The 15,564-nt window shown below is 58.5% G+C and carries 14 protein-coding genes; 8 read left to right on the forward strand and 6 right to left on the reverse strand.

Features of this window, described 5'->3' with window-relative positions:
• The first annotated feature begins 8 nt into the window (after positions 1 to 8).
• Entirely contained in the window at positions 9 to 2,234 is a 2,226-nt protein-coding gene (locus BTW08_RS08905) for a xanthine dehydrogenase family protein molybdopterin-binding subunit (protein ID WP_075562173.1), read from the forward strand.
• 101 nt (positions 2,235 to 2,335) lie between these two features.
• Here the strand turns inward: BTW08_RS08905 and BTW08_RS08910 are convergent, their stop codons facing one another.
• Genes BTW08_RS08910 through BTW08_RS08920 form a run of 3 tightly spaced genes read right to left on the reverse strand, consistent with a single transcriptional unit; the run spans position 2,336 to position 5,178 of the window.
• The gene (locus BTW08_RS08910) at positions 2,336 to 3,661 is read right to left on the reverse strand and encodes a TRAP transporter large permease (RefSeq protein ID WP_075562174.1); all 1,326 of its coding nucleotides are present in this window, start codon (positions 3,659 to 3,661) and stop codon (positions 2,336 to 2,338) included.
• A complete protein-coding gene (locus tag BTW08_RS08915; RefSeq protein ID WP_075562175.1) occupies positions 3,658 to 4,131 on the reverse strand; it encodes a TRAP transporter small permease subunit in 474 nt (157 codons plus the stop codon). The genes BTW08_RS08910 and BTW08_RS08915 overlap by 4 nt, the downstream gene beginning before the upstream one ends.
• Before the next feature lie 42 nt (positions 4,132 to 4,173).
• On the reverse strand, positions 4,174 to 5,178 hold the full coding sequence (locus tag BTW08_RS08920) for a DctP family TRAP transporter solute-binding subunit (protein ID WP_075562176.1): 1,005 nt from the start codon (positions 5,176 to 5,178) through the stop codon (positions 4,174 to 4,176).
• 364 nt (positions 5,179 to 5,542) lie between these two features.
• On the opposite strand from BTW08_RS08920, the gene BTW08_RS08925 reads away from it, so the two are divergent.
• A complete protein-coding gene (locus BTW08_RS08925) occupies positions 5,543 to 6,553 on the forward strand; it encodes a DctP family TRAP transporter solute-binding subunit (RefSeq protein ID WP_075562177.1) in 1,011 nt (336 codons plus the stop codon).
• A gap of 55 nt (positions 6,554 to 6,608) precedes the next feature.
• Positions 6,609 to 7,412: an SDR family NAD(P)-dependent oxidoreductase gene (locus BTW08_RS08930; RefSeq protein WP_075562178.1), complete on the forward strand. Its 804-nt coding sequence runs from the start codon at positions 6,609 to 6,611 to the stop codon at positions 7,410 to 7,412.
• A gap of 14 nt (positions 7,413 to 7,426) precedes the next feature.
• Here the strand turns inward: BTW08_RS08930 and BTW08_RS08935 are convergent, their stop codons facing one another.
• Positions 7,427 to 8,239 (reverse strand): IclR family transcriptional regulator, encoded by an 813-nt coding sequence (locus BTW08_RS08935; protein WP_210403227.1) that lies wholly within the window; start codon positions 8,237 to 8,239, stop codon positions 7,427 to 7,429.
• A 117-nt stretch (positions 8,240 to 8,356) separates the two neighbouring features.
• Here BTW08_RS08935 and BTW08_RS08940 point away from each other — a divergent pair, with 117 nt between their 5' ends.
• Genes BTW08_RS08940 through BTW08_RS08960 form a run of 5 tightly spaced genes read left to right on the forward strand, consistent with a single transcriptional unit; the run spans position 8,357 to position 12,906 of the window.
• The gene (locus tag BTW08_RS08940) at positions 8,357 to 9,526 is read left to right on the forward strand and encodes an acetyl-CoA acetyltransferase (protein ID WP_075562179.1); all 1,170 of its coding nucleotides are present in this window, start codon (positions 8,357 to 8,359) and stop codon (positions 9,524 to 9,526) included.
• Positions 9,523 to 11,139, forward strand: coding sequence for an acyl-CoA synthetase (locus BTW08_RS08945; protein ID WP_075562180.1), 1,617 nt, complete (start codon positions 9,523 to 9,525; stop codon positions 11,137 to 11,139). The genes BTW08_RS08940 and BTW08_RS08945 overlap by 4 nt, the downstream gene beginning before the upstream one ends.
• Positions 11,136 to 11,681, forward strand: a complete 546-nt coding sequence (locus BTW08_RS08950; protein ID WP_075562181.1) for a DUF296 domain-containing protein — start codon at positions 11,136 to 11,138, stop codon at positions 11,679 to 11,681. The genes BTW08_RS08945 and BTW08_RS08950 overlap by 4 nt, the downstream gene beginning before the upstream one ends.
• Before the next feature lies 1 nt (position 11,682).
• Positions 11,683 to 12,117 (forward strand): PPC domain-containing DNA-binding protein, encoded by a 435-nt coding sequence (locus BTW08_RS08955; RefSeq protein ID WP_210403228.1) that lies wholly within the window; start codon positions 11,683 to 11,685, stop codon positions 12,115 to 12,117.
• A 45-nt stretch (positions 12,118 to 12,162) separates the two neighbouring features.
• The gene (locus BTW08_RS08960; RefSeq protein WP_075562182.1) at positions 12,163 to 12,906 is read left to right on the forward strand and encodes an SDR family oxidoreductase; all 744 of its coding nucleotides are present in this window, start codon (positions 12,163 to 12,165) and stop codon (positions 12,904 to 12,906) included.
• A 78-nt stretch (positions 12,907 to 12,984) separates the two neighbouring features.
• On the opposite strand, the gene BTW08_RS19225 is transcribed toward BTW08_RS08960, so the two are convergent.
• Positions 12,985 to 13,497, reverse strand: a complete 513-nt coding sequence (locus tag BTW08_RS19225; RefSeq protein ID WP_075562183.1) for a DUF302 domain-containing protein — start codon at positions 13,495 to 13,497, stop codon at positions 12,985 to 12,987.
• A 59-nt stretch (positions 13,498 to 13,556) separates the two neighbouring features.
• Positions 13,557 to 15,275 (reverse strand): Na+/H+ antiporter, encoded by a 1,719-nt coding sequence (locus tag BTW08_RS08970; RefSeq protein ID WP_075562184.1) that lies wholly within the window; start codon positions 15,273 to 15,275, stop codon positions 13,557 to 13,559.
• Positions 15,276 to 15,564 lie beyond the last annotated feature (289 nt).

The following is a 15,564-nucleotide window of genomic DNA, read 5'->3' on the forward strand; positions in this document are numbered from 1 at the left end:
AATCGACCATGAGCGACAAACAGCAAAGCATCATCGGTGCCGGCGTGCCGCGCATCGACGGCCCGGACAAGCTCTCCGGCCGCGCCAACTATGCCGCCGACAATCTGCCGCCCAATCTGGCCTACGGTTACGGCGTCTTCAGCACCATCGCCAGTGGCAAGGTTTCGCAGTTGAGCGTCGACGAAGCCCGCAAGATGCCGGGCGTCATCGATATCTTCCACCACAGCCACTTCCCGTCGCTGTACCGGACGCCATCGAGCTTCGCCCAGGGCAACAAGGTCGAGGAGACCCGGCTGCCGTTCGAGGACGAACGCGTCTACTACGAAGGGCAGTTCGTGGCACTGGTGATCGCGGACACTTTCGAGAATGCCCGAGCGGCGGCGCGGCGGGTCAAGGTGACTTACTCGACCGACAAGACCGTGGCCAATCTTGACCAGGGCGTCGAGGCCAACGGCACCCAGGCCGGCAGCGGCAATCATGATCGCGGAGACGCGGCCTCGGCGTTCGATAGCGCGGCGACCACCATCGATGTGACCTACCGCACGCCGGTTGAGACCCACAATCCGATGGAGATGCACGCTTCCACCGCCTGGTGGGACGACGAGCATCTGACGATCTTCGATGCCTCCCAGGGCGTCGTGGTGGCTCGAAACGCGCTCTCCAAGATATTCGCCATTCCGCCGGAGCGGATCACCGTGCACGCGCCCTACATCGGCTCCGGTTTCGGCAGCAAGCTGTGGACCTGGCCGCACGCCATCGCCACGGCGGCGGTGTCCCGGGAACTCGGGCGTCCGGTGCAGCTCGTGGTGCCGCGTCAGCAGATGTTCACCACCACCGGGCATCGGCCGGAAACACGTCAGCGCCTGCGCCTGGCGACGGACGGGAACGGCAAGCTGGTGTCGCTGCGTCATGAAGCGATCAACACTACGTCCTATACCGATCAGTACGTCGAAACCTGCGGCAGCGTGACCAAGAGTCTCTACAGCTGTTCTAACCTCACGGTCAGCCACGAGACCACCCAGGTGAATCGCGGCACGCCGACCTCGATGCGCGCACCGGGCGCCGCGCCGGGGCTGTTCGCACTGGAATCGGCGATCGACGAGATGGCCGACGCTGCCGGTGTCGACCCGGTGCAGTTCCGGCTCGACAACTACGCCGAGCGTGACGAAAGCCAGGATCTGGATTTCTCCAGCAACCATATCGTCGAAGCGACGAACCGGGCGGCGGAGAAGTTTGGCTGGGCCGACCGCAATCCCGAGATCGGCAGCATGCGCAAAGGCCGCGAGATCGTCGGCTACGGCATGGCAGCCTGTAACTGGGAAGCGCTGAAACGCCCCTGCGACGCGCGTGTCTCGATTCGTGCCGACGGCACGGCGTTTGCCTCCTGCGCCACCCAGGATATCGGTACCGGCACTTACACTATCGTCGCCCAGGCGGTCAGCGACGTGACCGGCATCCCGATCGATCGCATCACCGTCAAGCTGGGGGATTCGTCCTATCCGGACGGGCCGGTTTCCGGCGGCTCCTGGGCGACGGCGACCACGCTACCGGCGATTGCCGGGGCGGCGCGCAAGGCGCTCGATGAGATCAAGCGCTATGCAACTGGCAGCAACGGCGCCTTCGCCGGAGCGTCCAGCGACGATCTGGAAGTCGCCGACGGCGGCCTGCGCAATGCCGACGGCAAACAAACGAGCTTCGCCGATATTCTCGAGGCGGGACGCTACGGTAGCGCTGACGGGGAAGCGCATACCGAAGGGGCGGATTCGAAGTACTCCTACCGATCCTTCGGTGCTCACTTCGTCGAGGTGCGCTGGGATCCGGGCATCTCGCATCTTCGGGTGGCGCGGGTGGTCAGCGCCATCGACGTCGGCAAGGTGATCAACGAAACCACCGCGCGCAATCAGGTCGAAGGTGCCGTGGTGATGGGCATCGGCATGGGCCTGTTCGAGGCCACCGAATATGACGAGCGCAACGCCCGCCCGGTCAATAACGACTACGCCGAATACGTGGTGCCGGTGCACGCCGACCAGCCGGAAATCGACGTGATCCTGCTCGACCATCCGGACCTGGCGTTCAACGAATACGGCGCCCGCGGCATCGGCGAGATCGGCGTCACTGGCCTTGCAGCCGCGGTTGCCAATGCGGTCCATCACGCCACCGGCAAGCGCATCCGCGAACTGCCGATCACCCTCGACAAGCTGATGGACGACGTGCCCCAGGCACAAAGCGCCTGACACGATCTCGATGGTGAAACGAAGCAGCGGCCTCTAGCTGATCAACACTCAGCTAGAGGCCGCGTTTTTTTGACGTGTGCTCCTACGTGGATATCCACCTGTCACAGAAACATCAGGGAAATACTGGGAACGTAGGCAAGAATTAACAAGCCGATGAGGGAGACGATGAGAAATGGGACGACGCCTCTGGCGATTGTGCCAAGGGGTAAATTGGTGATATTGGCAGCGACGAACAGGTTGATACCTACCGGTGGCGTAATTAACCCAATAGATAGCGCCGTCATCAACGCAACGCCAAACCAGGTCGGGTCAAGATTGAGTTGGTGAATGACTGGTAGGAAAATTGGCAAAGTGATGAACATGATCGTGATGGCGTCCATGAACATGCCTGCCAACAGCAGGATGACCAGCATCATCAGTACGACGACCCAGGGGCTGCTGCTGATGTTGAGCAAGGCATCCGAATAATCGCTGACCAATCCGTCGACCACGACTACCCAGCCAAACAGACTGGCGAACGCGACTACCAGCATGACGACAGCGGAGGATCCGGCGGATGCGACGACGCATGAAAACAGGGAAGATGGCGTCAGCGTACGGTAGATGAAGAAACCGACGAACATGGCGAACACCGTGGCCACGATGGCAGCTTCGGTAGGCGTAAAGATGCCGCCGTAGATTCCCCCCAAGATGACCACAGGGGTCAACAGCCCCCAGAATGCCTCGCGGAAGGATTTGACCAGCCGCGCCGCATAGGGGAGGTGGGTATTCTGATCGAGATGACGTTCAAAGCTCTCTTCCTCTTTGGCGCTTTCGCTCGTTGAGGGAGTTGGCAGTAACTTGGCAAAAGGCAGGGCGCACAACATCAAGCATCCCAGCATCAGGCCTGGAACAATCGATGCCAAAAACAGGTCGGAGATGGAGGTGCCGGCAAGGATGCCGTAGATCACCAGGCCAATCGAGGGTGGAATGATAAGCGAAAGCGCGGCTCCGGTGCAGACCAAACCGGCTGAAAAAGCACGGGAGTACCCATCGGCAACCATCCCGCGAATGATCAACGGTCCGATCGCCGCCACGGACGCTGGGCCGGAACCACTCACGGCACCCCAGAACAGACAGACAACGGTGCCGACTAGCCCCATGCCGCCGGGCAACCCACCGACCAGCGTGCGGAAGAAATTGATCATTTTTTCAGCAATGCCGGTGATGCCCATGATGTTGCCGGCGAGGATGAAAAAGGGAATGGCGAGCAGTGAATATTTCGCGATCCCCGAGACGATGAGATCGCCGACCATATCCAGACCAAAGCCCATTTGATACATGGCGGCCATGGCAGACAGCGCCAGACTGAATGCTACAGGCACTCTGATCAAGACGAGGGCGAAAAACAGAATGATCATCTGGGTGCCGGCTGATAGATCCATCATGAGAGCGCCTCCGGCTTCCTGATTTCGGCAATGGCCAGTTCGATCTGGCGGATCATCAGCATGACGAAGCCGAGAGGAACGATCAGGGTGTAGTACCACTGCGGTATTTGTAGCGCGCTGGATACGACGCCGCTGGAATACTGGTTATCGAGAAGATTGACCGTGAAAACGGTGCATAGCACGAGCGTGAAAATGATCAGCAAAGTCGAGAGTAAAACCAGCGCGCGTTTGAAGGGTCGCGGTGCGATATCGTAGAGCACGGTGACAGCGAGATGCTGGCCTTTCTTGGCCGCAATGGCGGCCCCGAAGACGGTCAATAGCACCATGCCGTTGATCACCAGTTCCTGTGTCGAGGCCAGCGAGTAATTTGACAGGTTGCGTACCACGACATTGATGAATCCCAGAAGCGTCATGAGCAGAAAGACGGTGCCGCAGACAGCCTCTTCGAAATGGCGCCATAAATACATCATATCCAACCTTCCTTTTGACTCGCCGGCCCGGCCGCTCAGGTTTTACTGCGATGAGGTATCATCGACGGCCTTCTCGAAATCGCTTACGAGGTCTTCGCCAACCTTTTTACCCCAGGCGTCGTAGACCGAGCGTGTGGCGTCACGGAACTTCTGCAGCTGGTCATCGCTCAACGTCGTTACTGTCATACCGTTGTCTTCGAGTGTCTTGATTCCGGACTTGGTCTGTTCTCGAGATAGGTTGATCTGATACTGCATGGCTTTATTGGCAGAATCCTGAACCACTTCCTGTGTGTCTTTGTCCCAGCTGTTCCACAGCTCTTCGCTGACGCCGATGAAAATCGGGTCGTAGGAGTAATGCCACTCAGTCAGGTAATTCTGTACTTCATACAGGCGCTGCGGAACGATAATGGAACCCACCGGGTTTTCCTGACCATCGACGACACCCTGCTGAAGCGCCGAAAAGGTCTCGGTCCACTGGATCTGCTGCGGATTCGCCCCCAGCGCATCGAAGACATCGATGTACATCGGGCCAGCCACACGAATCTTCATCCCTTTGAGATCATCCGGGCTCTCGACGGGTTTGACACTATTGGTCAGTTCTCGAAAGCCGTTCTCACCCCAGGCGAGTATTTCAATACCATGTTCCCTGGCGATATCCTTCATCTTGTCACCAGGAGATCCCTGAATGGCATTGTCAACCTGTTGGTAGTTGGAGAAGAGGTAAGGAAGCGAGAAAACCGCCATTTCCGGAATTAGAGGTGTGACGTTGATTGCCGATGTGATGACAAAGTCGATGTCGCCACGCCCGACCATTTCCGACTGCTTCATCTGATCACCGCCGGAGAGAACGGCGTTGGGGAAAATTCGAACGCCCAGATCGCCATCTGACTCTTCTTTGAGAAGCTCGTTGAACTTCTCTGCGCCCTTTTGCCAGGAAGTGGCGTCGGAGGTGTTATGAGTCAGCCGGTATGTGTCCGCAACTGCCGCCGTCGACATCAGCGAGACCAAGACCGACGCTACTACAGAAATCTTCATGCGAATTTTCATATTTCCATCTCGTTGTTGATTTTGTTCCGTAAAGTGGAATGTGTCTTTGTCCAATGGTTAGAGAATGGGGCAGAGTCTTAGCCGTAGCCATTGGACAATGGTTGTAATTAGCATTCGTTGGTCGAAGCGTAACCTGCCCCGATTATCTATGAAATTTAAGCTAGTATTAGTTCGTAAGCAGTTCTATCTCCAACGGAAATCATTTTATGGTCTTCATGTAGAGGTGGTACTGGTTCGGTCTGGCGTCAATTTTCTTTTTTCCATAATATGGAATGATATACGTAGGTCGTATTGTTCATGTTGGTCATTGTTCCGATTCTCGTTGAGCCGAAGCAATATCGCTACCGATTCGCGAGGAAGAAAAATGTTGATAAAGAGGCGAGCTCTGATAGCACTTCTTGGAGGCATCCTGATAACTGCTTCGCTGGCTGCTAGCGCAGATACGCTGAGGTTGTCTAGCGAGACTAGTGACTCCACCAGTCGAAATATGGGGGCGAAACGCTTTGCCGACTTGGTGGAAAAGGCGTCGGGTGGTGAGACCCAGGTTCGGGTTTTTGCCAATGCCGTTCTTTCTGGCGGCGACCAGCTGAAGCAGGCCGAGATGGTGGGTAGGGGTGATATCGATTTTGTGTTATCGACAGCGATATCGATTTCTCCATTGATTCCCGAAATGTCAGTTTTTTCATTGCCTTACCTCTATCGAAATTACGACGAGGTTGACGCAACGCTCGTAGGAGAACCTGCTGAAAAGATGACCGATATCATGGCTGAGCATGGGCTCGTCGTGCTGGGTTGGGGGGAAAGTGGATTTCGAGAGCTAACCAATAGTGTGAGGCCTATCAAGAGCCCGGATGATCTCAAAGGGATGAAGATTCGTGTGGCTGGCCCGATGTTCATTGACGTCATGGAGGAGTTGGGAGCCAACCCGCAGCAAATTCAGTGGACCGAGACCTTCTCAGCACTCCAGCAGGGGGTAGTGGACGGCCAGGAGAATCCGGTGGGAGCAATCATCGTGCCTCAGCGCATTTATGAAGTGCAGAAGTATCTAACACGCTGGCATTACTCTTACGACCCTGCGTTTCTCGCCGTTAGTCAGGAGAAGTGGAATTCCTGGAGTTTGGAGAAGCGCGAGATGATACGCAAGTCAGCACAGGAGGCCATGGAGTATCAGAAGCGTATCACCCGTCAGCAGACACAGACGGGCTATGAGACGTTGAAAGATAAAGGTATGGAAATCTACAAGCCGAATGCGGGCGAACTGGAGGCGTTTCAACAAGCTACTCGTCAGACGTTCGATCAGTGGTCTGCGAAGGTCGGTCCTTCTCTTGTCGATACTTTCCAAGACGCTATTGATGAAGTCCGGGAGGAAGATTGAATCGATGTGGCATGCGCCAGGCGCGTGTCACTGTAGCGAAGAGCGAGGAGGAGCTATGAAAGCGCTACTGACAAATAAGCGGGTCATCGTGGTCGGTGCTGGCTCTTGCGGGGAAGGCTGGGGCAATGGGAAGGCGGCTGCGGTAGCTTACGCAAGAGAGGGTGCCAAGGTGTTAGCGGTTGATCGCGACCTACAGGCGGCTGAAGCAACGCGCCAACTGATTCTTGGCGAAGGCGGGGTTTGTGAAGCAATGAGTGCTGACGTCACAAAAACTACCGATGTGGCTCAAATGATGCATGCCGCCATGGATCATCTTGGAGGTATTGATGTTCTGCACAATAACGTCGGTATTTCTGTTACCGGTGGGCCGGAGGAAACTTCCGAAGAGGAGTGGGAGCGGTTGATACGTGTGAATCAGACCAGTGTATTTCTTACTTGCAGGCAGGTGTTGCCGATCATGAGGCGTCAGGGCTCAGGCAATATCATCAACATCTCTTCTATTGCGGCGCTGCGCTGGATTGGGTTTGCCTATTCTGCTTACACAACCTCGAAAGCGGCGATCATCGCATTTACCGAGAATCTTGCCGCTCAATATGCGCCTGATGGCATTCGTGCCAACTGCATACTCCCTGGGCTCATGGATACGCCAATGATCTACGCACCGTTGACGGCTGCTTATGGGGGGGACGTCGGAATCATGAGAGATGCTCGTAACCGGCAGTGTCCGATGGGGTTTATGGGAGATGCGTGGGATATTGCTAACGCCTCCTTGTTCTTAGCTTCGGATATGTCGCGTTACGTCACCGGCACCAGCTTGATTGTGGATGGCGGATTGTCGTTACGCGCCGCTACCGGCTGAATCGATAACATTGTTTATCGTCGGGTTCTCTGAGCTTGCTGGATCTTGGATTCCAGTGCTTTGGCTTCGCGAACCAGTAGTGGGCCGAACTGCTGCTGTCGATCCGGCTGTAGACGGCTATCAATCGCGGCGATAGATAGCGAGCCAATCACTCGATCGGCTTCGTCCCTGACGACGGCGCCTACGCCCCAAGAACCGGAGACGACGGAGCCGCGATTGATTCCATAGCCTAGTGCCCGGCACTCCGCGACACGTGGCAAGAGATCGCTTCGCTGGTCGTGAGGGAAGCGGGTTGCGCATTCTTCGGCGTTGGCGTCCAGGCAGCGCTCGATCTCGTCATCGTCCAATGCTGCCAGCATGGCAATGCCGCCACCGCCAACGCCCAGCGGGAGGCGGGTTCCGGGCTGCAATACGTGGGTCTTGATGGGATAGTTGCCGTCTTCTCTGATCAGGCAGATCGAGTGCCACTCGCTACGCAGCGAGAAGAAGGCACTGTCGCCGCATTCCTCGGCGATCCTTTTTACCGGCGTTGAGGCAATACGGCTCAACCCATAGCGCTGATCGGCAATGACACCTAACGCGTAGCATTCCGGGCCCAGAAAATACCCTTCCTCTTCCGACCTATCGACCATGCCTTCGGCCATGAGTGCCTGCAAAAGACGATGAACTGTCGGTTTGGTCAGTTCAGTTTGGTGGGTGATATAGGCGAGCGAAACGCCTCGTCCGAGTTGGCCTGCGATAGCTCGGAGCACCTGCAGGGTTCTTGAAACGGATTGAGCGCCCTGAATGGGAGAAACTTTCATAGGGGGTTTTCCAATATTCCACATTGTGGCCTAGTAATTTAGTCGAGATAGGCATTATTCATGTTGATACCTTTTTTAGCCTCGCATAGCTTGATTATTAACGCACACTATAAGTTCCGTATTATGGAATATGGAGTCTAAATGTCAACTCAAGCCAGAATAGTCGGTTGGGCGCATCTGCCTTTCGGCAAGCGCCCGGAGCCTGATACAGAAGCCATGATCGGGCAGGTGGTAAAAGATGCGTTGGGACACGCCGGGGTACCGGCAGCCGATGTCGATGCCATTTATCTAGGCGTCATGAACAACGGGTTTTCGAAGCAGGATTTCCAAGCCGCATTGGTAGCGATGGCAGATGAAAACCTCATGCATACACCGGCCACGCGGCTTGAAAATGCTTGTGCCACCGGGTCGGCCGCCTTGCATGCTGGACTGGACTTCATCGAGTCGGGGCGAGGAAAAATCGCCTTGGTGGTAGGGGCAGAAAAGATGACTGCGCTTCCCACATCGGAAGTCGGTGATGTCTTGCTGGGGGCGAGTTACCGCAAGGAAGAGATGACGGAGGGCGGATTTCCTGGCGTCTTCGCTAAAATCGCCGACGAGTATTTCCAGCGTTACGGCAATCGACGTGAAGAGCTCGCACTGATCGCCGCCAAGAACCACGGCAATGGCGTTGCCAATCCTTTCGCCCATGTGCGCAAGGATCTTGGATTCGAGTTTTGCAATACCGTGAGTGACCGAAACCCCGTCGTGGCGGGGCCTTTAAGACGCACGGACTGTTCCATGGTCTCCGACGGAGCCGCGGCTATTCTTCTGGCCGACGAGGACACCGCGAGAACACTGGAACGGGCCATCGCCTTCCGCGCTCGCGTGCAAAAAAACGACATCATGGCGCTGAGTCGGCGCGACCCGTTGGCCTTTGCCGGCGCGGCCGGCGCCTGGCGTTCGGCGTTGGATCACGCTCGGATTTCGCTGGATGATCTTGATTTCGTGGAGACCCATGACTGCTTCACGATTGCCGAGTTGATCGAGTACGAGGCTATGGGCCTGACGGCACCCGGCGAGGGCTACCGTGCGATCCGAGAAGGCTGGACCTATAAGGACGGCCGCCTGCCGGTGAACCCGTCTGGCGGGCTCAAGGCCAAGGGGCATCCGGTAGGCGCCACGGGGGTTTCGATGCATGTGATGGCATGCCTGCAGTTGATGGGAGAGGCCGGCGATATGCAGATCCCCGATGCCAATCTGGCGGGTGTCTTCAACATGGGCGGTGCCGCCGTGGCGAACTACGTCAGCATCATGGAGCGCAGCCGATGAGTGAAACGATTCGGGTACCGGCAGGAGGCGTCACGCCGGTCAGCAAGCGAGTCATGAACCTGGCCAACTTTCTGGACCAAGCCAGACGGCGTTACCCCGACGCACCCGCGTTAGTGATGGGCGGTGACGGACTTTCTTGGCGCGAGTTGGATCAGCGTGTCAGTGCGTTGGCATTGGCACTGCGCGCTCAAGGCTTGACCAAAGGCGATCGGCTTCTTGTCCACAGCCGCAACGGCTTCGAAATGGTGGAGACCCAACTGGCCGCCTTTCGGTTGGGCGCTGTCTGGGCGCCGGCCAACTTTCGAATTTCTCCCGATGAATCACAGTGGCTTGCCGAGCTGACTGAGGCCAAAGTTCTGATTATCGGGGCGGAGTTCGAGCATCATTACCAGGCAATCCGGGATATCAGCGAGAATCTTTCTTTCACCGTGCGGATTGGCGATGCAGCGTTCGGCGATGCGGTCTACGAAGACTTTCTGCGGGAATACGAAGGCCAGACTTGCGTCAACGTCGATGTCGAACACGACGATCCCTGCTGGTTCTTCTTTACCTCGGGCACGACAGGGAAATCGAAGGCGGCGGTGCTGACTCATGGCCAAATGGGGTTCATCACCACCAACCATCTTTGCGATCTCATGCCCGGTACGGATCAGGCCACCGACGCCAGTCTGGTCGTTGCGCCGCTGTCTCACGGTTCGGGCATTCATTATCTGACTCAGCTGGCGCGCGGGGTCAAAACCGTATTGCCGGCCTCCAGCGGATTCGACGCCGATGAGATCTGGGGGCTGGTCGAAACCCATCGCATCACCAACCTGTTTACCGTGCCGACCATCGTCAAGATGTTGGTCGAGGATCCTGCCTCCGAGCGCCACGACCATTCGTCGTTGCGCTACATCATCTATGCAGGCGCTCCCATGTACCGGGCCGATCAGAAGCGTGCGCTGGAGCGGCTCGGCAAAGTCCTTGTGCAGTATTACGGCCTGGGTGAAGTGACCGGCAACATTACCGTGCTGCCGCCGAGGCTTCATAGCGCCGATGATGACGGCGACTTCAAGGTTGGCACCTGCGGTTATGACAGAACCGCGATGCAAGTGTCGGTGCAGGATGATGAGGGCCAGGAACTGCCACCGCATGCAACGGGCGAGATCTGCGTCTGTGGTCTCGGCGTCTTCGCCGGGTATTACGCCAATCCCGATGCCAATGCGAAGTCGTTTCGCAATGGCTGGTTCCGCACGGGAGATCTGGGGCATCTCGATGATGAGGGCTTCCTCTACATCACCGGGCGCGCGTCCGACATGTTCATTTCCGGAGGCTCGAACATCTATCCCCGGGAAATCGAGGAAAAGATGCTGACCCATCCCGAGATTCGCGAAGTGGCGATTGTCGGCATGCCGGACGAGCGGTGGGGCGAGATTGGTGTGGCAGCGGTAGTCCCGATTGAGGGACGGCAGTTGGATGCCGAAGCGTTGCAGGCATGGGTCAAGGAGCGTGTCTCGGGCTACAAGGTGCCCCGGCGTTATCACTTCTTCGAGACTTTGCCGAAATCCAATTACGGCAAGATCACCAAAAAGATCATCAGGCAGGCGATCGAGGAACGGGAGGCACGGCCATGAGCCGCACGCTGCAGTCCGGATACCATCGCCCCCGCATGCTGCGCCACGTCGGCCGCTTCAGTCCGGTGCGTATCCAGAGCATGCACTATCAAAGCGGCCGCCATATTCGACTGCTGCTTCAGCCGGGACGCTCGCTTTATGACGCGTTGGTCGAACCGCTGCGGGATATCGGGGTGACCAGCGCCTCCACCACCATTCTGGGTGGGTATTTCGAGCACCTCGAGTACTGTGTCGCGCCCCCGGATCCGACCGGCAATGCTGTCATTGCCTATTCCAAGCCAATCGATGCGGGCGCGTCATTCATGGTGTTTGGCAACGCCACCCTGGGCAAGGATATGGAAGGGCGGCCGCTGGTCCATTGCCACGCCTCCGTTCGCGTCGCGGATGGCTGCGTCAAGGGTGGTCATATCGTGCCCCAGGCCTCGATCATTGGTGCCACGCCGCTATCCGTTCTGGTCACGGCGCTGGAAGGGTTCGAATTGCGCCAGGCTTTTGACGATGAAACCAACATTCCCTTGTTGAAGCCTTTCAAGGAGTCGTGACATGCCGACTGCAGAAACTACCCAGGCCGTGACCACCCGAGTCGTGACCACAGAATCGGGGCGTATGGGGCGCGTCGCCTATGCCCGCATTGCGCCGAACGAGGATCTGGTTCAGGGCGTCGAAAAGATGTGTCTGGCCGAAGGATTCCGGAACGCCTTCGTGCGAGGCGGGCTGGGAAGTCTCGTCGATGCCAGCCTGGGCTGTCGCGACGGTAGCTACCAGCAGATTTCGGGTCCTGCCGTCGAAGTGGTCAGTATCGCTGGCGAAGTCCGTTCGGGCGAGGACGGTGTGCCCGTCGCCTCGCTGGCGGGGATCGTCGCGGACACTGATGGCAACGTCTACGGCGGCCCTTTCCTTGCCGGATGGAATCCCGTCTGCATGACCTTCGAGGTGACGCTGGAAGAGTGGATTCCGGAGGATGAAGAGCCGGCTTAAGCCTTTGAGTCAGTTAGTAAACCGAAAGACAACAAGGATAAGACCATGCAAAAGACCGTCGTGGTGACGGGAGGCGCATCCGGTATCGGATTAGCCGTGGCAAGAACGCTAAAAGCGCGGGGTTGGGCCGTGTGTCTCATCGATCGATCGGAAACCGGGCTGGCTGAGGCTTGTGCCGAACTGGCGATGCCTTTGCGGGACGGGATTGCCTGTGACGTCACCGACGAGGCAGCCATCGAGGCGGCCATTGCGTCCATATCCAAAAATTACCATCTGGCGGGCGTCGTCAATTGCGCCGGTATCGGCATCGATAAGTCGGCCATCGAGACGGAAGTGAGCGAGTTTCGCAAGATTCTCGATGTCAACGTCGTCGGCTCCTTCGTGGTGTCTCGTGAACTGGCACGCTACTGGACGCAACGAGACCTTCCCGGAAATATCGTCAATATCTCGTCGGTCTCAGGCCTTTGCGGCAACAAGGGGCGTAGTGCTTATGGCGCCTCCAAAGCTGGGCAAGACGCGCTGACCCGGGTGATGGCCTGTGAATTGGGCTCTAAAGGGATTCGGGTTAACTCCGTGGCACCCGGCCCAATCGATACCCCGCTGGCGCGCGCCATCCATACCGATGAAGTGCGTGAGCAGTGGCATGACCGCGTCTCGTTGAAGCGCTATGGTCAGCCTGAGGAAGTTGCCAGTGTGGTCGCTTTCCTGCTCTCGGACGAGGCTTCCTACGTCACGGGTCAAGTATTGGCCGTCGATGGAGGGTTCGTCAGCGCGGGCTTGAGAGCCTAAGCGTGAGCCACAAATCGTCTCGAAGCCGCCACTCCGCTCACATCTCATTAGCGGCGCGGCGGCTTTTTTTTCGCGACACTACTGCTGCAGCGTCGCTTTCACCAGTTTCTGCATTGTCTGCTGCAGCGGTTTGACCGCCGGGCAGTCATCGGCGCCGTGGCGTTCGGCGATCCAGGTGGGATCGTTGTAGCCGAGCCAGGTCTGGCCGTCGTCGTCCTGCCAGATCAGCGCTTTCATCGGCAGGTCGATGCCGGCGCTCGGCGCGCATTGCATCAACGGCGTGCCGCCCTTGGGATCGCCGAAGATGATCACTTCGTTGGGTAGCAGCGCCATGCTGCGCGACATCGCGCCTTGTCGGTGATCGACACGGGCGAACACGGTCATGCCGCTGGTGCGGGCCTGTTCGGCGAATCGAGACGCCGTATCGTGAACACTGGCGTCGCTCTTGGCGACGATCAGCCCCGGCACCGAGGGCGCTGTGTCCCCCGAAGCCGTCGACTCGGGCTCTTGGGCCGATGCGGAATTGACCAGCCCCAGTAGCGCGGCGGCGAACAATGCGGCACGTGCCGAGCGGGCGAGGAATCGAGGCATGCGAAGTCTCCAGGTGTTGGTATCTGTCGGCGTGTTGAAGGTATCGGCCAGTGCTGCGATCAATGATGGGCAGCGCTCTGATCGCCGGTCAGTGCGGCTTCGGCCAGGTCGACCTCGCGGACCAGCTTGCGGAGAACACTGTCGTTGATGTGATCCCGCTGGCGCAGTTTGTAGTACTGACGGCGTTCGGCGCGCAGGGCCTCCAGCCGGGTCTCGCGCTCCAGCTGGCGCGAAGCGGCGAGTTGGGGCGTTGCGGTATCGGCCGAGTGCAGCGTCAGGCGCTCGCGATAGTAGCTCATCAGCTGCGAGCTGATGTCGTTGAAGGCCATGATCGTCTCGTCGTTGGTCTTGTTGCGCGCGAACTCGCCGGTACGGTCATGATGGTAGCGCTCGATGTGATAGATCGCGGCCTCGGCGCCGGCGATGCGCGCCCTGCGCTCTTCCTCGAACTCGTGAGTGTCGGCGGGAATCTTGAGGTTGCGCAGCACCATTGGCAGACCAACGCTGCCGGTGACCAGCGTGAACAGGATGACGCCGGTGGCGAGAAAGATCAGCAGCTCCCGGCCGGGGAACGCGGTGCCATCGGCCATGACCTGCGGTAGCGACATGGCGGCGGCGAGCGTGATGGTGCCGCGAATGCCGGCGAGCGTGGCCGCCAGCATCAGCTTGAACGGCACCCGGCCGTCAGTGTCCGGCGAGCTCAGGCGAGACTGCCCGCGCAGCAAGGCGCTCAGCCGGGTCGCGCCACGCCCCACCTCTCTGGCGAGCCAGATCCAGGCGAAGCGCGAAGCGAGCAGGGCGATCGAGATCGCCGCGACGTAGCCCAGCAGGCGCAGGAATTCGAAATCCCCGATGTCGTGGAGTGAATGATCCAGTGCGCCGCTGATGATCGCCGGCAGCTGGAAGCCCAGCAGCAGAAAGACCAGTGCGTTGAGTATGAACTCGACCATCTCCCACACGCTCTGAGTCTGCATACGCGCATGCAATTGGCCGACGCGTTTGCTATCCGCGCGGTTCATCACCATGCCGGCGGCGACCGCCGAGAGAATGCCGGACATGCCCAGATGCTCGGCCAGCAGATAGGCGGCGAAAGGCAGCAGCAGCACCAGCAGAATGACCTGAATCGTAGTGGCCTCGCCCAGATGCCGCTCGATCAGGAGCGTGCGCAGGAAGTTGAAGCCGAAAGCCAGCAGACCGCCTACCACCAGGCCTCCCATCGAGATGACGATGAAGCTCAACGAGGCGTCGGCGAGCGAGAAGGTGCCGGTGATCGCCGCAGCGACGGCGAACTTGAACGCCACCAGTCCCGAGGCGTCGTTCATCAACGACTCGCCCTCGAGAATTCGCATCAGTCGTGGTGGCACGGGCAGGCGGCCGGAGATCGAGGAGACCGCTACTGCGTCGGTGGGCGAGAGGATCGCGGCCAGCGCGAAGCAGATCGCCAGCGGCAGCGCCGGGAGCAGCATGTGAATGAAGTAGCCGACGCCGACCACCGTGAACAGCACCAGGCCCAGCGCCAGCGCCAGGATCGGCCCGCGCAGGATCATGAACTCGCGCTGCGGGAAGCGTCTGGCATCGGCGAACAGTAGCGGAGCGATGAACAGCAGCAGAAAGATTTCCGGCTCGAGTTCGACATGCAGCCCCGACGCGGGCCATGCCAGCAGAGCGCCGAGGAATATCTGTACCAGCGGCGTGGGAAGCGTGGGGACAAAGCGCGTGATGACACCGGTCGCGGAGGCGACCAGCAGCAGAATCAAAACCAGTAACAGCGTATTCATCGACCCGATCAACCGGTTGGGAGCCATTGGCCGACGAGCTTAGCGGAAGTCGGATGCGTTGGGGGCGGGTGCGACAAAATTTCTTGATCTCTCGCCGGGCGAGATCGGGACCGGGTGTCTATGCTGTTGTCGATAGGCGGCATCGGCGTCCTGACAACGCTAGCCGCCCCATGACTTCGTGACAAAGTCCTGTGACAAAGTTCCGTGACAAAGTCCTGTGACAAAGTTCCGTGACGAAAAGCGCTTATTCAATCGCACGTCCACCACACCAGACGAACCAGACAACGAA

The sequence above is a fragment of the Salinicola sp. MH3R3-1 genome (genome assembly GCF_001937155.1).
In the GTDB taxonomy this organism is placed as follows: domain Bacteria; phylum Pseudomonadota; class Gammaproteobacteria; order Pseudomonadales; family Halomonadaceae; genus Salinicola; species Salinicola halophyticus.